Here is a 20,433-nt window from a genome sequence, read left to right as displayed (position 1 = left end):
GTAGGGTCGGGAGATGGCGATCCCTCGTATCCGCGCGGCCGTGCTCGCGTTGCACTGGCAGGTGAATGTGATCAAGCCCGAAGGCTTCTTCGGGCCAATGCTCGCGGCGCCGGTCGCGGCCAGCGGGGTCGTCGCGCGCGCGGTGGACTTCCACGAAGCCGCCGCCGCACAGGGTGTTCCGGTGATCTTCACCCGCTTCACCATTCCGGTCGGCGAGGGCGAGCTGGTGCGCAACACCGGCTTCATGCGCTCGGTGGGCGCTGCGCAGACCGAGTTCCGGCCGGATTCGCCTGGTAGTCAGCTCATTCCGGAGGTGGCCGGGCAGGCGAGCGAGGTGTTCGACAACCAGAAGCTGTCCGGGCTGGCGGGCAGCAAACTGGCGGAGTGGTTCGCCGGTCAGGGGATCGATACGTTGTTCGTCACAGGTGTCGCGACCAATCTGACCGTCGAGCAGACCGCGCGACACGCGACCGATCTCGGCTTCACCGTGCATCCCGTGGCCGACTGCACCGCCGCGGCCAGTGCGGAAGCGCACGAGGCGGCACTGGCCAATCTCGAACTCATCACCGCTGGTTCGCTGTCCGCGGCGCAGGCGCTGGAGTTGATCACCCGCCGTTGATCTCGGCCCGGACGGGTGGTGCCGTGCTGGAATGGGTATTGGCAACATGACCGCTATGGCCGAATCTCGGTGCCTCCGCGCCGATTCGGTCGATTCGCCCAGAGATCAGGAGTTAACTCGGTGAAACTCACCAACCTCGGGATAGTCGCCGCCACCGCCCTCGCGGTCGTAGCCGGTGCGACCGGTTGCAGCAAGGCCGCCTCGGAAGACCACTCGGTGCACGCCATCGCCACCTCCCCCGCCACTTCGGCCACCGCGGCGCCCCTCCGCACCGCCGAGGCGAGTAAGCAAGCCCCGGCCCCCGTCGTGGCGGACGTCGACTGCGGCCCGGTCACCGACGCGGGCGGCGGCACCCGCACCGTCATCGCCGTGGGCACCCCGACGGGTCGCGTCGGGTGCACCGAGGCGATCAATGTCGCGACGACTTACGCGACGACGGTCAGCAACACCGACACCCAGACGATCCAGGGCTGGCAGTGCAGCGCCCAACCCGACCCGGCGACACCGTCCAGCTGCACCAAGGACGGTTTGATCATCGGCCTGCGCGCCAGCTGATGTGCTGATCAGACGCCGGACCCGAGCCGGGTCCGGCGGTCGCCGATCGGGGTGTGGTCGATGGCCGCCTTCAGCGGACCGCGCGGGCCAGCACCGCGTCATAGTCGTGGCTGGCGATGACCTCGACGTCGGCCGGGAGCGCGTGCAACCGTTGGATGGTGCGGAACGCGGCGTCGCGGTCGGCGTCGAAGAGATTGCCCGGCATCGGGGCCTTCTCGCGGATCAGCTTGATCTGCAGGGTGTTCCACACCGCGTCGCCGGCCAGCAGTACCCGGGTGCCGTCGTCCACCGCGAGCAGCACGCCGACGCTGCCCGGGGTGTGCCCCGCCAGGTCGACGAGGACGACGGCGCCGTCACCGAAGACATCGTGGCTGCGCGGAAAGGTGAGCACGGGCGGTCCGTCGAGTTCCACCGGTGCGATGGTCTGCCCGCGCAACGTTTCCCGAACCACGCCGATCGGCGCCGTGTCGCCCCGCATGGCCCAGTCGTATTCCACCGCGGGGACCCGGAGTTCGGTCGAGTCCGGCAGCTCCAGCAGGCCCGCGACGTGGTCCCAGTGCAGGTGGGTGGCCAGGGTGAAGTCGACATCGGCGACCGCGAGGTCGCGGGCCGCGAGGGCGTTGCTCAGTCCGAGCACCGGCTTGTCCGGCGCCACCAGTTTGCCGACAGGGAAGGGGTGGCCCGGCAGCACGCGCGCGTGCACGTCGGCGCAGATGGCGGGATCGACCAGAAACCTGGCCTGCGGATGCTCGACCAGGAAGGCCCCCATCGACATCGGCAACTCGCGCAAACTCCGCACGCCCTCGGCGACGATGATGGTCGGCGCGGCCATCCGCGCCTGCGGCAGCGCGGTCAGCCGGACGGCTGCGGTGGCCTTCGGGGCGGGCGCGGCGACCAGACCCGCCAGAAACGCCTGATCAGGGCGGCGCGGCCGGAGCAATCGGCCGGGCGTCGCGGCCAGCGCGGCGCAACAGCGCCCCAGCGTTCGGAGCGTGCCGGGGCGGCCATCGGCCAGTCGGGTGGAGTTTTCGCTCACGTCGCAACGGTAGGTGACGGGCCTTGGCGGCGCAGCGGGACGCAAGCCACGCAAAAGACTCTTCTCCATAGTGCGATATCTCGGCATAATCGCGGGGGGTGTACCTGGGCGGTCGAGACGAGCCGCCGCTGCGGGGGTAGTGCGTCTCGGGATGGATCGGAGCTCGATGGTACGCAGTCGTGCGGCGCTCACGACCACGGCGATAGCGGCCGTGGCCGAGCTGCTCGGCGTCGACGCGACCACTGTCTGCACCGACGCGCCGTTTTCCGATCTGGGCCTCAGCTCCACCCAGCTGGCCCGGCTGACGGCGCGGCTGGAGGATGCGATGGGTGTCGAGGTTTCGCTGACCGCGATCTACGACTACCCCGACATAGACCAATTGGTCGAGTATCTCGCGATGCGATGACCGGGATATCCATCGTCGGGATCGGCTGCCGGGTGCCGGGAGCCGAGGGCGGCGACGAGTTCTGGCGGCTGCTGCTGGCCGGACGCGATGCCACCGGGCCACCACCGGCCGGGCGGCTCGGCACCGGGCACGGCGGATATCTGGACGGTGTCGACGCGTTCGACAACGAGTGGTTCGCCCTCGCCGACCGGGAGACCGCGCTGCTCGACCCGCAACAGCGGCTGGCCATGGAGGTCGCGGTCGAGGCCATCGATGACGCCGGGATCGGCTACCGCACCAAGGGTTCCGGTGCGGCGGTGGTGTTCGGTGTCGGCGGCTACGACCACGGCATCGCTGTGCTCGGCCGGGACGGCTTCGACGCACGCTACGCGGTCACCGGTACCGCGCTCAGCATCATCGCCAACCGACTGTCCTATGTGCTCGATCTGCGCGGGCCGAGCCTGGTGCTGGACACCGCCTGCTCGTCGTCGCTGGCCGCCGTCGATGTGGCGGTGCGGCTGCTCGCCGACGACGCGGTGCCCTTCGCGATCGTCGGCGGTGTCAATCTCACGTTGCTGCCGCATGCCTCGAATTACCTTGCGGCAGCCGGATTCCTGGCGCTGGACGGACGTGCCAAACCGTTCGATGTCACCGCGGACGGCTTCGCGCGCGGCGAAGGCTGCGCCGTGGTGATCCTGCAGCGCACCGAAGACGCGGTGCGCGAAGGCAATCGGGTGTACGCGGAGATCGCGGGGACGGCGGTCGGTTCGGATGGGCGTTCCAACGGCCTCTACGCACCGAATGGTCGCGCGCAGCAGGACACGGTGCGCGCCGCTTGGTCGCGCGCCGAACTCGATCCACGGACCGCCGGATACCTCGAATGCCACGGCACCGGAACGCCATTGGGCGATGCGGTGGAGATCGGCGCGCTGGCTGCCGTTGTCGCACAAGATAGTTCAGCGAGCACCGCACCGATCTGGATCGGCTCGGTGAAGTCCAATATCGGGCATTTGGAGGCGGCCGCGGGTGTCACCGGCCTGATCAAGGCGGCGCTCACCATCCATCACGGCGTCATCGCGCCCACCGTCGGATTCCACACCGAGAACCCGCTGCTGAAGCTGGCCGAGCGCGGCCTGCGGGTGCCGACCGCACCCGTCGACTGGAGCACCGTGCCGCTCGGTGAACGCCGGGCGGGTGTCAGCTCGTTCGGCTTCGGCGGCACCAACGTGCACGCGGTGCTGCGCGGTGTCGAGGTTCCCCGAGTTGTCCGCGGCGACGACCCGCCGGTGCTGATCCCGGTCACCGGGCGCGACGCCGCGGAACTGGGTGCCCAGGCCCTTCGGTTCGCCGACCGGCTCGAACTCGGTGGCGAGCCGCTGCGCGAATTCGCCGCCGCGGCCGCCAGATTGCTGCCCGCGCGCACGCGAGCCTGCGTGCTGGTGCGTGACCGCGGCGATGCGGTGCGGCAGCTGCGGGCGGTCGCGCAAGGCGATTCGAGTACGGCGGTACTCGGTCCGTCCACGACACGGCGGCAGGGTGGCGTGCTGTTCCTGTTCGCCGGGCAAGGCGGACAACATCCCGCGATGGGACGGGCGCTCGCGGCGCGGCACAGCGCCTTCGCCGCCGCGTTGGCCGAGGCCGCCGACGCGATCGTCGCGGTAGGCGGCCCTCGGGTCTGGACGCCGCGACACGGGTTCGCGATGGCCGCCTCGGGCAACGGGAGCACCGGAAACGTCTCGCACGCTAGGGCATTCGCGCAACCCGCGATCTTCGCGTTCCAAGTGGCGCTGGCGGAGTTGCTGGCGGCGTGGGGCATTCGGCCGGACGCGGTGGCCGGGCACGGACTCGGCGAGATCGCCGCTGCCGTCGCTGGCGGCGCGCTGTCGCTGTCGGATGCGGCGCTGATCGTGGTGCGGCGCAGCAGGATCCCGGCCGCACCGGAGGGCAGAACCGCGATGGCATTGCTGTCGGCGGCACCGCACGAGGCGGCGAAGCTGGTGGAGCCGATGCGCGCGCAGGTGGGTATCGCGGCGGTCAACGGACCACGGTCGGTGATCGTCCGCGGGACACCGCGCTACATCGATACGCTGGTCCGGCGGGCCAAACGCCGGGATATGTCCGCGCTGCGGATCGCCGACGACTCCGCCACATACAACCCATTGGTCGACACCGTGCCACCGGAATTCATCGAAGCGCTCGCGGACCTGAAGCCGATGCCACCGCATGTCCCCATGTACTCCACCGTCCGCCGTGCCGAATTGATCACCACGGCAGCCATGGATGGCGCGTACTGGGCCGAGAACGCCACGGGAACAGTCGAACTCGCCGCCGCGCTGGAGCGCGCTGCCGCGGCTGGGCTATCGACTGTGCTGGAGATCGCGCCGCATCCGATGCTGAACCAGGCGGTCCAGGAGTATCCCGAATTCCGTGGCGCCACGCACCCGGTGGCGACTCGTGACGACGAGGCGGGCGAATTCCTCAGCTGCCTGGCTCGGCTGCATCTCGAAGGTCGGCCGGTCGACTGGTCCGCGCAGGGCCCGTTCCGAATCGCGCCACGGCGAGTGTGGCGCAAACGCCGATTCCCCCTGATTACCACTCCCGCGGAGCCGGGAGACACCGAATCCGGCTTTCCCCCTGACGATCTCACCGATCACGTGATCAACAGTGCGCCGGTGGTACCCGTGGCGTTCTGGCTGCGCAGGCTGCTGCATTTGGCGCGCACCGACTCGGGAGCAGCGACGGTGCTCACCGATTTCGTGGTGCACGAACGCACCGAGCTCTCGGCCCTGCCGCAGGTGCGCTATCGCAGGCACGGCGACGGAAGTCTACGGGCGGAGGTCACGGAGGCCGCAGCGCTGGCATCGGCGCGGCCCGGCGGTGACCCCACACCCGCGGATATCGTCGCATGGATGCGGGTCGTGGATGCCAACCGGGCTGGGCGCCACCGCATGCGGATGATCGCGCCCGCCGCCTTCTACACCGAACTGCGCGGCCTGCGACTGGAGTACGGGCCACGCTTCCAGGTGCTGCGCGGCATCGCGACGGGGCCGGACAGTGCCATCGGCCTCTTCGATGTCGCCGAATTGCACCACACCGCAACGCTGAACGGCTGCCTGCAACTGCTCGTTGCGACCGTCTACGACGATCTGCCCGCCGAGCTGATCCCGCTGCCGATCGGCCTCGAATCCGGCTGGCTGTCCGCCGAACCGAATCGGACCGTCCTCGAAGCCCACGCGTTCCTGCGCGAGCGAACGGCCACCGGACTCACCGGCGATGTCATCGGCACCGACCAGCACGGGGTGCCTTGTCTCGCGTTTTCTGGTGTGCGAATCCGGTTCGCCGGAGCAGATGCGCCCGCCAGCGTCGTCGCGGCACCGCGCGCCGCCGAGTGTCCTCCGCCGTTCCGGCAGCAGATTTGGCAGACACCCGCCGTCTTCGGCCTCGACGAGTCCGGCGGCCCGAATGTCGAGCGTGCCTTGGTGATCGGCGGCTCGGGTCTGGCCGAACGGTTGGCCGACGCACTGGCGGTCACCCTGCCCACCGACCGGCTGGCCCGCGAGCCCGATGCCGCGCGGCCCCTCATCACCGCCTTGCCGATCGGACATACCGGCCGTGCACACACCGCCGTCGTCCTCGTGTGGCCGACCGAAACAGATTCGTCAGCAACACAATCCGACCCCATCGGCCCCGGCCGCAGTGCCGCCGCGACGACCTGCCGCGTCCTCGATCTGCTCCAGCGGGTGCACGCCGACGACGGCACCGCCTCTCTGACGATCGTGCTGCCGGAACCCGCCGTGCCGGAGCCGCAGCACAGTGATCCCGATGTGCTCGCCGCCCCGCACGCGATCGCCGGTCTGGTGCGGTCCCTGCAGCTCGAATCCGGCCACCCGGTACGCCTGATCTGGGCGGACGCGGATCCCCGTAGCCTCGCACCGCTCTGTCGGCTCGTCGCGGAGAGTGCCGCACCCGAACTCCCCGACGAATTGCGCCTCCGCGCAGGCGAACTCGCCGTCCGCCGCTTCACGCCCGCGCGACTCCGGTCGACCCCGGCCACCATCGATGCCACCGGAACCTACGTCGTCACCGGCGGATTGGGCACGGTCGGCGCGGTCGCGGTGCGCTGGCTGCTCGATGCCGGGGCCCGCGACGTGGTGGTGCTCACCCGCGCGCCCCGCCCGGTGCCGCCGCTGCTCGACGGGCTGGAGGACCGGATCGTCGTCGTGCGTTGCGATGCCGCCGACCGGCGCGATCTTGCCAACGCACTCAACGACATCCGCGAATGCGGCTCGACCATTCGCGGCGTCGTGCACGCGGCGGGCACGACCGCCGACGCCGCCTTCGGCACCATCACACCCGGGCAGCTGACCACGCTGTTCTCGCCCAAACTGACTGCGGCAGGCAACCTGATCCACCTCACCGCGGCCGACCCGACCGACTTCATTCTGCTGTTCTCCGCCGCCACCGGAGCGCTCGGCGGGCCGGGCCGCGCCGCCGAGGCCGCCGCCAACGCGGCAATGGACTCGCTCGCGCTGACGTATCCGGGTCGAGGCGTACTCAGCATCGGCTGGGGCAGGTGGGCGACGGGTTCGCCGGTGCGACAGGCGGGTATCGCCGCCTTCGACACCCGGTACGGTGCCGCGCTGCTGTCGGAGGTACTGCGGTACGCCGGTACATACCTCTCAGCGGTGGACTACATTCCGGCGGCCGACACCTCGCCCCTGTCGCGGCGGCTGTCGAATCTGCTTGCCCCCATGAGCTCTTCGGTCGACCCGAAGCTGGTGGCCGAGCATCGGCCACCAGCCCACCTCGACCCGCCGACGTTCTCGATACCGCCACCCGATACGACCGGCCCGCTAGTCGTCGCACACACCAGCGAGGCCACGTGACCCCATGCAACAGCCTCGCCGCACGGGTCGCCGAGTTGGCCGCGACCCGTCCGGATGACGTCGCCTACACCGAGCTGCGGTACCGGATGCAGGAGCGGATACCCGTCTCCCTCACCTACGCCCGCTTGCATTCCGCCGCAGGCGAACTCGCCGAGCGCGTCCGAGACGGGAGCGCGCCGGGTGACCGGGTCGCCATCCTCTGCGCGCACGGACTCGATTATGCCGTCGCGTTTCTCGCCTGCCTGTACAGCAATCGCATTGCGGTGCCGTTGTTTCCGGCGGCAGGCACGCGCAATAAGGAACGGCTGCTCGCGGTGCTCGCCGACGCGCGACCGACGCTGGCGCTGCTGTCGTATGGCGACTCGACCAGCGCGGCGGTGCTCGGCTCCATGCTCGGCCAGGTGGCCGAGCTGCCCTCGGATGTCACTGTACCCCCGGCAGATTCGGCCGAACCGATCGTCGAACCGCTGCGCGCCGAGCTCGCCTACCTGCAGTACACCTCGGGCTCGACCCAATCGCCCGCGGGCGTCCGGGTCACCCACGCGAACATGACAACGGCGCTGGAACAGCTGCGACAGGCCCTGACGCCGCGCAATCCCATCCTGACCTGGCTACCGTTCTTCCACGACATGGGCCTCATCCTCGGCATGGCACTGCCGCTCTACTGCGGTGTGCACGGATTGACCATGTCGCCCGCCGAATTCGCGAAGCGGCCGATCCGGTGGCTGCGCGCCGTCAGCGACTACCACGCCGGCATTACCGGCGGACCCAATTTCGGTTTGGCCCTTTCTGTTTCGGCGACAACGCCAGAGGAGCGGGCCGGGCTCGACCTGTCCGGGCTGGACATGCTGCTCAACGGCTCCGAGCCGATCCGGCCCGAAGCGCTCACCGAATTCACCGAGGCCTTCGCCGAATACGGTTTCCGGCACCGTGCGCACACGCCCGGCTTCGGCCTGGCCGAGGCGACGCTGACCGTGACCATCTGCGACTGGCGAGACGAACCGGTGGTGCGGCAGTTCGACCGCAGCGCACTCGCCGAAGGCCGGGCGGTGCCGCCGACCGCCGAGACGCACCCGCTCGGCGCGACATCGCTCGTCGGCTGCGGCGCGCCGGTCGGCCAGGACGTGCGCATCGTGCACCCTGTGTCCTGCGCCGAGCTGCCCACCGGCCGGGTCGGCGAGGTCTGGGTCGCGGGCGCGAACGTGTGCGACGGCTACTACGGCAGGCCCGACGCCACCGCCGAGGCGTTCCACGCCACCCTGCGCGGCAGCGACGCCCGCTGGCTACGCACCGGCGACCTCGGCTTCTGGTTCGACGACCAGCTCTTCATCGCGGGCAGGCGCAAAGACGTGATCGTCGTCGACGGCCGCAATCACTTTCCGGGTGACATCGAGGCGACGGTCGAGGCCTGCGCCATCGAGATCCGGCCCGGGCACGTGACGGCGTTCGGGCACGACGACGGACGCCGCGAAGACCTGGTCATCGTCGCCGAACTGCGCATCGTCGAGGCCATCGAGCCCGCCGAACTCTCGGTGCTCGCCCGCCGGATCCGCACCGCGGTCGCAGCCGCGCACGAGGTGATGCCCGGCTCGGTCATGCTGGTCGAGCCGGGCCGAATCCCCAAGACCACCAGCGGCAAACTGCGCCGCGGCGAATGCCGGGCCCGCTACATCGCCGGTCAGCTCGACCCGGTGGCGATGATCTGAGCTCGCCCGAAACACCGGCGAGGTCCCGCTGATCCGGCCCGTCGGCCGCGATGATGAGGCGCATGGCGACCGACACCATCTCCGTGCAGTGGAAAGACACTCCCGAGGAGCACGACTATCCGGCAGCGGCCGACTACCTGGAGCTGCTGGCCGGTCCGAAGGTCGTCAGTGCCGTGGTGGACGATCTGCGGGCCGCCCCCATCGTGCACAAGAAGGCCAAGGACATTCTGCGGGCGGCCCGGCTCGAGCTGCTGCCGCCGGAGAATCCGCATGTCCGGCAGGACCTGATCAAGATCAACAATGGTAAGGCGCTGTCGCCGATCCTGTTGGTGCGCGGCGATTTCCGCACCGGGACGCCGCTGGTGATCGCCGACGGCTACCACCGGGTCTGCGCGATCCACTGGGCGGATGAGAACATCGCCATTCCGGCGAAGATAGCCGCCATGCCGTGACCTTCTCCACCCTCGCGCTCGTCCTCGCGCTCGGCCTGTGCGGTCCGCTGCTCGCGCTGCGCAGTTCGTGGCACGTGCCGGTGATTCTCGGCGAGGTGATTGCCGGAATTGTCTTCGGCGCCACCGGGTTCGGCGTGCTGCACAGCGCCGATCCGATCTTCACCTTCCTGGCGGACATGGGCTTCGCCGTGGTCATGTTCGTGGCGGGCACCCATGTGCCGGTGCGAGATCCGGCGGTTCGCTCCGCACTCGGCGTCGGTGCGGTACGCGCGGTGCTGGTCGGATTGCTCGCTGTCGCAGCGGGTTTCGGCATCGCGCACTGGTTCGATACCGACCACGGCGCCATGTACGCGGTGCTACTCGCCTCCTCGTCGGCGGCGCTGGTGTTGCCGATCATCGACTCGCTCGGCCTGCGGGGTAAGCCGGTGCTGGCGTTGACCGCCCAGGTCGCGATCGCCGATACCGCCTGTGTTGTCGCGCTGCCGCTGGCCATCGATCCAGACAATGCCGGTCGCGCGGCGCTCGGCGCGTTGGCGGTCGCCGCCTGTGGGATCGTGCTCTTCGTGCTGCTGCGATGGCTGGCGGTGTCCGGCGTGCGACGCCGGGCGCACCGGCTGTCCGAGGACCGCAAACTCGCGCTCGAACTGCGGGTGAGTCTCGCCGTGCTGTTCGCCCTGTGTGCCGTGGCCACCCAGACTCGGGTGTCGATCATGTTGGCGGGCTTCGCCGCCGGGCTCGCGGTGGCTGCGATCGGCGAGCCGCGCCGGGTGGCCCGCCAACTGTTCGCGATCAATGACGGTTTTCTCGGTCCACTGTTCTTCGTCTGGCTCGGCGCTCGGCTCAACCTGCGCGATTTCGGCGAGCATCCGCGCCTCATCGCCCTCGGCCTAGCACTCGGCGTCGGCGCGGTGCTCGTCCATGTGGTGCCGCGGCTGATCGGCCAGCCGGTCGGCTACGGCGCACTCGCGGCGGCACAGATCGGCGTTCCGGTCGCCGCGGTCACCGTCGGCACCGAATTGCAGGTGCTGGTGCCGGGCGAGGCGGCCGCCCTGATGCTCGGCGCGCTGTGCACGATCGCCGCAGCCGCGGTGGCGGCGAATCGAGTGGCCGCACACGCTCCGAAAGAGGCTGCCGCGACATAGCGCTCACTCGTCGGCGCGACCGAGTAGCCGATCGGTCTCGCGCCGTTCGCGTTTGGTGGGTCGGCCGGAGCCGCGGTCGCGGCGCGGCATGGTGGCGATGATCTCGCGGGAGGGGGGCGGCGGGCTGCGGTCGATCAGGCATTGCGCGGCAAGGGGTGCGCTGACGCGCTTGGTGACGATCTGTTCGACGATCACGATGCGTTCGAGGCCGCTGATGCGGATGCGCACTTCATCGCCGGGCTTGACCGACTGGGCGGGCTTGGCCGCCGCGCCGTTGACGCGGACGTGCCCACCTCGGCACGCCTCGGCGGCAGCGGATCTGGTTTTGAACAGGCGCACGGCCCAAGTCCATGAATCGACTCGGGCCTGCGTCGCGGTGCTCTTGTTTCCGCTTACACGGATGCCGTTTTCGGCGGGGGTCACTCGTTAGACGATACGGCGTGCGGTGACGATATCGCCCTGGCGGAGCGGGGTGTAGGAGACGGGCGAGCCGGACTGAACGGCGTTGAGCAGCTTGCCGTCACCCGCGTAGATGCCGACGTGGCCGCCACCGTTGGTCACGACGATGTCGCCGGGCTGCAGGTTCTGGAAGGCCACCGGAGCGCCGACGTGCGACTGCTCGAAGCTGGTGCGGGGGAGTTCGACGCCGGCCTGACGGTAGGCCCACTGGACCAGACCCGAGCAGTCGAAGTTGGAGGGTCCTGCGGCGCCCCAGGAGTACATCGCACCGACCTTGGTCTTGGCGGCGTCGAGCGCGATATCGCTGGCACTGGGTGCGGGATTGAACAGACCGGGCATGTTCGGCGCGAAGTTCGGGATGCCGGGCGCCGCCTGCTGCTGCGGTGCGCCGGGAACCTGCGCGTTCGGCATGGCCGACACGGCCTGCTGGATCTGCTGGTTGAGTTGCTGGACGGGCGCCTCGTATTCCTGTGGCACAGGAACATCGAAGTTGCCGAGTCCGGGGAGGTTGATGGTTGCCGCCATCGCGGGGATCGCGGGCATCGCGCCGGTTGTCGCGGCCACCGCGCCCATGACGAGGGCACCCTTGACGGAATTCGGCAAGCGCGAATCCCGCTGCATGCTGTGTTTACCCACCGAGCTACGTCTCCGATCTTCGTACTCTCCCGCCGACCGGTGAGCGACCAGTAAATGGCCGCAAGGAATCACCCAGACGAACACTGTGGGTGTTCCCGGCACGGCAGGCGGGAAGATGGCCCCGACGGCCGCTAAGGCGGTAACTGTGTGGCGCCGCTTCTCTTTCGAAACGACAGGACTCCACTAAGTCACGAAGAGATTACGATGCCGACGCGGTGTTGTCCAGCGCAACGACCTGGTAGTTTTCCGGTCCCGACAAACTCCCTGGACGATCGCCCGGAATCCCGACACGCCCATCGGGTCACGACACGATATCGGCGAATAAGTGTCTGTTACCGATCGGTGGCAAATGTCCGAATCGTCCGCTGGTAATTCAGGATTCGCGACCGTTCGAGGCTTCGCCGTCACGTTCGGCGAGCGCCTGCTCGAGTTCGGCGATCCGGCGCCGCGCGTCGGCGAGCCCGACCTCGAGCTGACCGAGCGCCATCACCAACGGCCCGACCGCGAGGTCGGCCACCAGCTGCGGATCGTCGTAGCCGCGCTCTATCGCCACCAGGATGTTGGCGCGGATGCGTCGCGCCACCGTCGCGCCGGCCGGCACGTTCCAGGATTCGACCACCTCGGCGGTGGTCGGGGTGGGCTCGTCGGACATGACCCTCCGATACTCGCTGGAAACGCCACCAGCGTAATGACTTCCGTGCCCATCTCAACCGGGCGAGAGCAATCGTGCAATACCGGCCGCTAGCAATATCTAGGACACGCCGTAGATACGGACAGATTTCGCGGACATAACGCGCTACGGTGTTAGGGCATGGACCCCGTGCGGAATCCGTATGCTCCCGGAGCCGGACAGCGCCCACCCGAATTAGCCGGGCGCGACAAGCAACTCACCGCTTTCGACATCGTGCTGGAGCGCATCGCGCGCGGCCGCCCCGAACGCAGCGTCATGCTCACCGGCCTGCGTGGCGTCGGAAAAACGGTGCTGCTCAATCAACTTCGCTCCACCGCCATCTCGCGCGGCTGGGGCACCGGCAAGATCGAGGCGCGACCCGATCAGGAACTGCGCAGGCCGCTGTCTTCCGCGCTGCACATGGCCGTCCGCGCCATCGCGATGTCGCACCGCAATCCGGAGCGGGTCGACGACTTCCTCGGCATCCTCAAGGCTTTCGCGCTGCGCGCCACCGCGGACAAGGGGATGCGGGAACGCTGGCAACCCGGCATCGACGTGCCCGCGGTGACCGGCCGCGCGGATTCCGGCGATATCGAGATCGACCTGGTCGAGCTGCTGGTCGAGGCGGCGGCGCTGGCCAGCGAAATCGGTGTCGGCATCGCGATTTTCATCGACGAGATGCAGGATCTCGGTCCCGCCGACATCTCCGCGATCTGCGGGGCCTGCCACGAATTGAGCCAGGACACCGCGCCGCTCATCGTGGTCGGCGCGGGCCTGCCGCACCTACCCGCGGTGCTGTCCGCGTCGAAGAGTTACTCCGAGCGACTGTTCAGTTATCACCGCATCGATCGACTCGACCGGGAATCGGCCGACCTCGCGCTGATCGCGCCCGCCGAGCGCGAGGAAGTGAAATTTACCGACGAAGCGCTGGATGCGCTGTACCACAAGGCGGATGGTTATCCGTACTTCGTGCAGGCCTACGGCAAGGCCGCCTGGGATCAGGCGCCGGAGAGCCCGATCTCGGCCGAGGACGTCGAGGTGGCCGCGCCGACCGCGGAGGAGGAACTGGCGGTCGGCTTCTTCGGCTCCCGCTACGAACGGGCAACGCCGGCCGAGCGAGAGTACATGCGCGCCATGGCCGATCTGGCCGGCGACGACGGTCCGGTGGCCACCTCGGCGGTGGCCAGCGAACTCGGCCGCAAGCCGGCCTCGCTCTCGCCCGCTCGCGACGGGCTGATCAAGAAGGGCCTGATCTATTCGGCCGAGCGCGGCACCATCGGATTCACCGTGCCGCACTTCGGTCGCTACCTGCGCAGCGTGTGAGGTCGAGAATCGGACAATACGAACAACGGGGGATAGCGGCGTATTAGCTTGTCTACCAAGATCATTAGAGATCGATAGAAATCAATCGACCTGCAGCCCTACCGGCCGGTAACTAAAGTTCCTACACTCGAATGTGATCCTGATCACGTCCGAGGAGGACATCATGGCGACAGCCGCGAAAGTCGACGCCACCGAAGAGCAGGCCCGCGCACTGGTCGAGGAATCCCGCGAAACCAGCTGGGCCAAACCATCGTTCGCGAAGGAGATGTTTCTCGGTAGGTTCCGGCTCGATCTGATCCACCCCTACCCCCAGCCGGGGGCGGAGGACGCCGCCCGCACCGCGGCCTACCTGGCCAAGCTGCGCCCGTTCTGCGAATCCATCGACGGCCGGGTGATCGAGGCGGAGGGCCGGATCCCGGACGAGTACGTCAAGGGGCTGGCCGAGCTCGGCTGCTTCGGCCTGAAGATCCCGGAATCCTATGGTGGACAGGGTCTTTCCCAGTTCGGCTACAACCGCGCGCTGATGCTGGTCGGCTCGGCGCACCCCAGCCTCGGCGTGCTGCTCTCTGCGCACCAGTCCATCGGCGTGCCCGAACCGCTGAAGCTGGCGGGTACCGACGAGCAGAAGGCCGAGTTCCTGCCCCGCTGCGCCGCGGGCGCGGTGAGCGCGTTCCTGCTCACCGAGCCCGACGTCGGCTCCGACCCGGCCAGGATGGCGAGCACCGCGACCCCGATCGAGGACGGCACCGCCTACCAGCTCAACGGCGTCAAGCTGTGGACCACCAACGGTGTGGTCGCCGAACTGCTGGTGGTGATGGCCAGGGTGCCCAAGAGCGAGGGGCATCGCGGCGGCATCTCCGCATTCGTGGTCGAGGCGGATTCGCCGGGCATCACGGTGGAGCGGCGCAATAGGTTCATGGGCCTGCGCGGCATCGAGAACGGCGTCACCAGGATGTACAACGTGCGGGTGCCGCGCGCCAATCTCATCGGCCGCGAGGGCGACGGCCTGAAGATCGCGCTCACCACCCTCAACGCGGGCAGGCTCGCCATCCCGGCGCTGTGCACCGCGTCGGCGAAGTGGTCGCTGAAGATCGCCAGGGAGTGGAGCACGGAGCGGGTGCAGTGGGGCAGGCCGGTCGGCGAGCACGAGGCGGTCGGCCAGAAGATATCCTTCATCGCCGCAACCACATACGCGTTGGAGGCGGCGCTCGACCTGTCCGCCGCCATGTGCGACGAGGCGCGCAACGACATCCGGATCGAGGCGGCGCTGGCCAAGCTCTGGGCCAGCGAAATGAGCTGCACCATCGCCGATGAGCTGGTGCAGATCCGGGGCGGGCGCGGCTACGAGACGGCGGCCTCGCTCGAGGCCCGTGGCGAACGCGCGGTCGGCGCCGAACAGCTGGTCCGCGATCTGCGCATCAACCGAATCTTCGAGGGCTCCAGCGAGATCATGCGGCTGCTGATCGCCAGGGAGATGGCCGATGCGCACATGTCCGCCGCGGGTGCCCTGGTGGACCGCAACGCCGAGTTCAAGGACAAGGCCAAGGCAGCGGTCGGCGCGACCGGCTTCTATGCCAAGTGGTTCCCGCAGCTCGCGGTCGGCTCGGGCACGGTGCCCGCGACCTATACCGAATTCGGCACGCTGGCAAAGCATCTGCGGTTCGTCGAGCGCAGCGCGCGCAAGCAGGCCAGGTCGCTGATGTACGCGATGGGCCGCTGGCAGGCGGGGCTGGAGTACAAGCAGAACTTCCTCGGCCGGATCGTCGACATCGGCGCCGAGCTGTTCGCGATGTCCGCGGCCTGCATGCGGGCGCAGTCGCTGCGCACCGCGAACGCGCCGGAGGCCACCGCGGCAACCGAACTCGCGGACGCCTTCTGCAAACAGTCCAGGGTCCGGGTGCGCAGGCTGTTCGACGCGCTCTGGGACAACACCGATGACGATGACCGCACGCTGTCGCGCGGTGTGCTCAGCGGGCGCTACACCTGGCTCGAGGAGGGCGTGTTCGATCCGAGCGAGGGCACCGGGCCGTGGATCGCCGAATGGCAGCTGGGTCCGTCGACCGAAGAGAACCTGCTGCGCCCGTTCCTGCCGTCCACGCGCAGCCACTCGGCACCCTGACCAGGAAGACAACCCCACCGGGCCGCACGTTCTTCGCCGAACGTGCGGCCCCGTGGGTGTCATCGTCAGGCGAATATCCGACCGTATCGGCAAATCGCTAGATAGCAGTAGATTTCTATGGCAGGGGAGCAGTGACTGCTTCGTAGCTGAATCTAGGAGACTCTAGGAAATCCGGTCGATGGGCCGATACTCGGCAAGCGAGGGCCGATCATGGCTCTCTACCGGAATCTAGGGCTCGACCTAGTGATTCGTAGATTCCCCGATCGCCGAGGGCCGCCCGGCCCGTACATACATCCCATGCGTCAGTTGGACAACTTGTCCATAACGCCGGGTATGAGCTGGTAACGCAGCGGAAATGTATATCGACAACCGGGCAAGAACGCTCCGCAAGGATGCACCCTCCTAGGAGGACGTCATGTCCACGACGATCGCGCGCTGCGCCGCCGACTACGACGGTCACCGGGTCACGGTGTCGGCCGAGGACGGTATCCCGATCTCGGTTCGCACCTTCGGGACCGATTCCGCGTCCCTCACCGTGGTCTTCGTGCACGGGCACTGCCTGCGCACCGAATCCTGGTCCTTCCTCCGCGACCAATTGCTGCGCCAGTGGGGCGCCGAGACCAGGATGGTCTTCTACGACCATCGCGGCCACGGCCAATCCGGCGAGGCGCACCCGTCGACGTACACCATCGATCAACTCGGCCGCGATCTCGACACCGTGCTGCGGACGGTCGCGCCCACCGGTCCGGTGATCCTGGTCGGACATTCGATGGGCGCGATGGTCGTGCTGGCCTACTCCCGGCTGTTCCCCGAAACGATCGGCACCCGAATCGTCGGCGTCGGCCTGATCGCCGGTGCCGCGAACGGTCTCACCGAGGTGGGGCTCGGCCGGTTCCTGAAGCGGCGCGCGGTGAACTCGCTGCAGGTGGCCGTGGTGCGCGCGCCGCGAGTCATGCAGGGCTCGAAGCGACTGTCCCGCAGGCTCTTCGAGCCGATCATGCGGGCGGCGAATACCGGAACCAGGCGGGTGAATCCGCGGATGGTCGCGGTCGCCACCGCCATGCTGAACGACACGCCGCTGCTGACCATGTCGAGCTTCCTTGCCTCGCTGATCACCTTCGACGAGACCGCGACCTTGCACCGGCTCGGCACCATCCCGGCGCTGGTGCTGGCGGGCACCGCGGACATCGTGGTGCCGTTCGCGCACTCGGTGGTGCTCGCCTCGCAGCTGGCCGGGTCGCAGTTGGTTCCACTGGAGGGCGCCGGGCACAGCGTGATCTTCGAGCGGGCCGAGGAGGTGGCGCTGTCCATCGTCGGATTGGTCGATCAGGTGGTCGCCGGGATGCGCGGGCAGGGGCCGGAGTACGCCGTCGCCGGATGAATGCTGGGCGGTCCCCGAACACCGAAATTGACCGATCGGTGGTTCACACCAAGCGCGACGGCCGGGCGCGAGCAACAATTGGGCGAACTGCCGAACTTTGGCAGCTGACGAGCCAGATCCGAATTCTTTATGTACTGTGTTAAAGATCACGTTGTGTGGTGAGTCACACGACTTGGTGCAGCGCGCTTCCAGGCAGACCATGGAAGTACCCGTTACCCACCGAGTTCGCAGGTCTGCCAGGAACACAGGAGGTATCGATGACACGCAGCGAAATCGCTGAACTCCGCTACACGGTCGGCCAGCTCCGGCAATCCATCGGCGCACTGCGGGCCCACTACGGCGATGCCAATATGGTGCGGCGGCTGGAGAACGACCTCGAGCGGCTCGTCATCGACGCCGACGAGCTCGAGCAGTCACCGCCGCCCGAGGTGCACCGTCGCCCGCAGGACACCATCTACGTCCCGGACAGCAAGTCCGACGAGGCGGCCTGGATGGGCGCCCAGGACGAGGGCTTGGGCTTCCACTCCCGCCCGAGGACCAAGTAGCGCAAGACCGAACTTCGCGGGCCCGGTCCGTGCCGGCGGGCCCGCGAAGTGCTGTTCGCACACGGTCAGGCGCGATGCCGCCCGAAGCGGCGGGCCGGGCGGGCCCCGTGGAAGCGGGCGCCGCGCGGCGTCTCGACCACCGGGTCGGCCCCGGCCGATTCGAATAGTGCGGCGATGCCGTGGTCGTGGCCGAGGGCGATCGCCTCCAGGCCGTAATTGCCGCCGGTGCGGGACAATTCGTGCAGCATCGTGGTCATGATCCGCAGGCCGGTGGCGCCGACCGGATGCCCGAGGGCGATGGCCGAACCGTTCACGTTGAGCCGGTCGCGCGGATCAAAATCCCATTCCCGGGCCAGCGCAAGCACTTCCACCGCGAAACCCTCGTTCACCTCGACCAGATCGATATCGTCGAGGGTGACCCCGGTCCGGCCGAGCAGCTTGGCGACGGCCGGTGCCGCGCCGAGAGTGGCGGTCTCCGAATCACATCCGGCCGCGGCCCAGCCGACCAGATACGCCATCGGCGTCAAGCCGAGATCCACCAGGCGGTCCTCCGCGACGACCAGGCAGGCCGACGCGCCATGCCGGTGGGCGCTCATATTGCCCGCGGTGACCACGCCGTTCGCGAGCAGCGGGCGCAGCGCGGCCAGGGTGTAGGTGGAGACGTCGTCGCGTAAACCTTCATCACGCAGAATGCGGTGTCCCCCAGTGCCTTCGAGGCCCGGGTCGGCCCAACCCGGCTCATCCACCACCCCGACCGGGATCACCTCGGCGGCGAAGTTGCCCTGCCGCCAGGCGCGCGCGGCCTTGCGATGACTGGCCACCGCGAACTCGTCGGCCTCGATCCGGCTGATGCCGTAGTAGCGCGCCAGGTCCTCCGCGTTCATCAGATCGGACGTGGTCGCCGATTCCCCATGGCAGGCAGCGGCATCGGCGGCGCACTCGACGCCGCCTGCCACCACGACATCGGCCGCGCCGGTCTGCACCATCATGGCCGCGGTGATCACCGCCTGCAGGCCGCTGCCGCAGCGTCGATCGGTCAGAAACCCGGGAACGGCGAAGGGCAGACCCGCGCCGCGCGCGGCAAGCCTGCTCAACTCCGGCCCGGTAGCCAGACCCCCGTCGATACACGCCATGGCGACGTCCTCGATCCGCATCGGGTCGATCCCTGAGCGTTCGATCACCGCCGACAGCACCGTCGAAGCCATCCATTCCGGCGGCATTCCGGACAGCGCACCCCCCTCGATCCCACTCGGCGTACGCACCGGCGCAACGATCGCGGCTCTTCTCATCTTGGGCTCCTTCCCCCGGCCAAGTCCGGCGCGACGTGGACATCAGCGCACGTCAGCGGGTACATCTCGAGGAAAGAGGACCACAATTATGTTGCCTCCGTGTGACAACCGGCGCGTCGCTATTTCGACTTCCGGTTTCGTTTAGTCGGGCTGTCCACGAATGCTGTTCTGTTTTAGTCGAGTTCGAAGAGTTAGCGGTCCGTTCACCACTCGACCTCGGCCGTTGAAGTGACATCCAATGTGGCGCAAATCACGGGCATCCGGCTGGGTCCGGTATCCCGGGACCCTGCTCGAGCGATAGCGGGGGTGTCGTATGGTGCTGGGCATCACATTCGATTTGCGGAGGTATCGATGACCACCCGCACTGCAGATCAGCGAGGCATCCACCAGTGAGTGCCGCTTCGACCACCACTCCGGAAACGGGGAACGGTGTCTTCAGCAAGACCAGGGCCCGAATCTCCGAACGCACGCTGCGCACCGACCGATGGTGGGTCCCACCACTGGTCACCGTGCTCGGACTCGGCGCGTTCGTTATCTACGCGACGATCAGATCCTATGTGCGAACGGCATATTGGGTTCCGGACTACCACTACCTGACGCCGTTCTACTCGCCGTGCCTGAGCACCTCGTGCGTCGAGGGCGCCAGCCACTTCGGCACGCCGTTCGGCGATCTGCCCACGATCATTCCGCTCGGCTTCGTGGTGCTGCCGTTCCTGCTCGGCTTCCGGCTGACCTGCTACTACTACCGCAAGGCCTACTACCGGGCCGTGTGGTTCTCCCCGCCTGCCTGCGCGGTCGCCGAGCCGCACGCCAAGTACACCGGCGAGACCAGGCTGCCGCTGATCATCCAGAACGCGCACCGCTACTTCTTCTATGTGGCCATTGTGGTTTCGCTGATCAACACCTACGACGCGATCGCCGCGTTCCACGGCAAGGACGGCGGCTTCGGGCTCGGCCTCGGCAACTTCGTGCTGTGGCTCAACGTGATCCTGCTGTGGGCGTACACGCTGTCCTGCCATTCCTGCAGGCACATCGCGGGCGGGCGGCTCAAGCACTTCTCCGCCCATCCGGTGCGCTACTGGTTCTGGACCCAGGTCTCCAAACTGAACACCCGGCACATGGCGCTGGCCTGGACCACCCTCGGCACCCTCGTGCTGACCGACTTCTACGTCATGTTGGTTGCCAGCAAGACGATTTCGGACTTGCGGTTCATCAACTGATCCGTCCCAA

At 68.3% G+C, this 20,433-nt stretch carries 17 protein-coding genes; 12 read left to right on the top strand and 5 right to left on the bottom strand.

The genetic code is table 11. The annotated features are described in order from the left end of the window. Positions 1-13 precede the first annotated feature (13 nt). Entirely contained in the window at positions 14-619 is a 606-nt protein-coding gene (locus tag ACIBK2_RS26675) for a cysteine hydrolase (RefSeq protein ID WP_396970891.1), read from the top strand. A 120-nt stretch (positions 620-739) separates the two neighbouring features. Further along, on the top strand, positions 740-1,174 hold the full coding sequence (locus tag ACIBK2_RS26670; protein ID WP_396970890.1) for a hypothetical protein: 435 nt from the start codon (positions 740-742) through the stop codon (positions 1,172-1,174). Positions 1,175-1,244: 70 nt separating this feature from the next. On the opposite strand, the gene ACIBK2_RS26665 is transcribed toward ACIBK2_RS26670, so the two are convergent. Continuing rightward, positions 1,245-2,210 carry an MBL fold metallo-hydrolase gene (locus ACIBK2_RS26665; RefSeq protein WP_396970888.1) on the bottom strand — a complete coding sequence of 322 codons (966 nt, stop codon included), beginning with the start codon at positions 2,208-2,210 and terminating at the stop codon, positions 1,245-1,247. Positions 2,211-2,376: 166 nt separating this feature from the next. Between ACIBK2_RS26665 and ACIBK2_RS26660 the strand changes: the two genes are divergently transcribed. The 5 genes from ACIBK2_RS26660 to ACIBK2_RS26640 all read left to right on the top strand — a co-directional run bounded on the left by ACIBK2_RS26660 (position 2,377) and on the right by ACIBK2_RS26640 (position 10,781). Beyond that, positions 2,377-2,616 (top strand): acyl carrier protein, encoded by a 240-nt coding sequence (locus tag ACIBK2_RS26660; protein ID WP_396970886.1) that lies wholly within the window; start codon positions 2,377-2,379, stop codon positions 2,614-2,616. Beyond that, positions 2,613-7,481 carry a type I polyketide synthase gene (locus ACIBK2_RS26655; RefSeq protein ID WP_396970884.1) on the top strand — a complete coding sequence of 1,623 codons (4,869 nt, stop codon included), beginning with the start codon at positions 2,613-2,615 and terminating at the stop codon, positions 7,479-7,481. The genes ACIBK2_RS26660 and ACIBK2_RS26655 overlap by 4 nt, the downstream gene beginning before the upstream one ends. Next, positions 7,478-9,187: a fatty acyl-AMP ligase gene (locus ACIBK2_RS26650; protein WP_396970883.1), complete on the top strand. Its 1,710-nt coding sequence runs from the start codon at positions 7,478-7,480 to the stop codon at positions 9,185-9,187. The genes ACIBK2_RS26655 and ACIBK2_RS26650 overlap by 4 nt, the downstream gene beginning before the upstream one ends. A 62-nt stretch (positions 9,188-9,249) precedes the next feature. Then, positions 9,250-9,639, top strand: coding sequence for a hypothetical protein (locus tag ACIBK2_RS26645; protein WP_396970881.1), 390 nt, complete (start codon positions 9,250-9,252; stop codon positions 9,637-9,639). Next, positions 9,636-10,781, top strand: coding sequence for a cation:proton antiporter (locus ACIBK2_RS26640; protein ID WP_396970880.1), 1,146 nt, complete (start codon positions 9,636-9,638; stop codon positions 10,779-10,781). The genes ACIBK2_RS26645 and ACIBK2_RS26640 overlap by 4 nt, the downstream gene beginning before the upstream one ends. A gap of 3 nt (positions 10,782-10,784) precedes the next feature. On the opposite strand, the gene ACIBK2_RS26635 is transcribed toward ACIBK2_RS26640, so the two are convergent. The 3 genes from ACIBK2_RS26635 to ACIBK2_RS26625 form a co-directional block, all read right to left on the bottom strand. Beyond that, the gene (locus tag ACIBK2_RS26635) at positions 10,785-11,204 is read right to left on the bottom strand and encodes an RNA-binding S4 domain-containing protein (RefSeq protein ID WP_396970878.1); all 420 of its coding nucleotides are present in this window, start codon (positions 11,202-11,204) and stop codon (positions 10,785-10,787) included. Positions 11,205-11,207: 3 nt separating this feature from the next. Next, positions 11,208-11,843, bottom strand: coding sequence for an NlpC/P60 family protein (locus tag ACIBK2_RS26630; RefSeq protein ID WP_357380208.1), 636 nt, complete (start codon positions 11,841-11,843; stop codon positions 11,208-11,210). A 406-nt stretch (positions 11,844-12,249) separates the two neighbouring features. Further along, on the bottom strand, positions 12,250-12,528 hold the full coding sequence (locus ACIBK2_RS26625; protein WP_379283258.1) for a hypothetical protein: 279 nt from the start codon (positions 12,526-12,528) through the stop codon (positions 12,250-12,252). A 159-nt stretch (positions 12,529-12,687) separates the two neighbouring features. On the opposite strand from ACIBK2_RS26625, the gene ACIBK2_RS26620 reads away from it, so the two are divergent. The 4 genes from ACIBK2_RS26620 to ACIBK2_RS26605 all read left to right on the top strand — a co-directional run bounded on the left by ACIBK2_RS26620 (position 12,688) and on the right by ACIBK2_RS26605 (position 17,914). Next, positions 12,688-13,869: an AAA family ATPase gene (locus ACIBK2_RS26620; protein ID WP_379283257.1), complete on the top strand. Its 1,182-nt coding sequence runs from the start codon at positions 12,688-12,690 to the stop codon at positions 13,867-13,869. 163 nt (positions 13,870-14,032) lie between these two features. Further along, a complete protein-coding gene (locus ACIBK2_RS26615) occupies positions 14,033-15,988 on the top strand; it encodes an acyl-CoA dehydrogenase family protein (protein WP_396970876.1) in 1,956 nt (651 codons plus the stop codon). 415 nt (positions 15,989-16,403) lie between these two features. Next, on the top strand, positions 16,404-17,369 hold the full coding sequence (locus tag ACIBK2_RS26610; protein ID WP_396970874.1) for an alpha/beta fold hydrolase: 966 nt from the start codon (positions 16,404-16,406) through the stop codon (positions 17,367-17,369). 257 nt (positions 17,370-17,626) lie between these two features. Then, positions 17,627-17,914: a hypothetical protein gene (locus ACIBK2_RS26605; protein WP_379283254.1), complete on the top strand. Its 288-nt coding sequence runs from the start codon at positions 17,627-17,629 to the stop codon at positions 17,912-17,914. A gap of 65 nt (positions 17,915-17,979) precedes the next feature. Here the strand turns inward: ACIBK2_RS26605 and ACIBK2_RS26600 are convergent, their stop codons facing one another. Then, complete coding sequence (locus ACIBK2_RS26600; RefSeq protein WP_396970872.1) at positions 17,980-19,203, bottom strand: acetyl-CoA C-acyltransferase; 1,224 nt, start codon at positions 19,201-19,203, stop codon at positions 17,980-17,982. Positions 19,204-19,592: 389 nt separating this feature from the next. Here ACIBK2_RS26600 and ACIBK2_RS26595 point away from each other — a divergent pair, with 389 nt between their 5' ends. Beyond that, positions 19,593-20,423, top strand: coding sequence for a hypothetical protein (locus ACIBK2_RS26595; protein WP_396970870.1), 831 nt, complete (start codon positions 19,593-19,595; stop codon positions 20,421-20,423). Positions 20,424-20,433 lie beyond the last annotated feature (10 nt).

Source organism: Nocardia sp. NPDC050175, assembly GCF_044459885.1.
GTDB lineage: Bacteria > Actinomycetota > Actinomycetes > Mycobacteriales > Mycobacteriaceae > Nocardia.
Note: the sequence above shows the minus strand (reverse complement) of the source record. Positions and strands in the feature narration are given on the sequence as shown.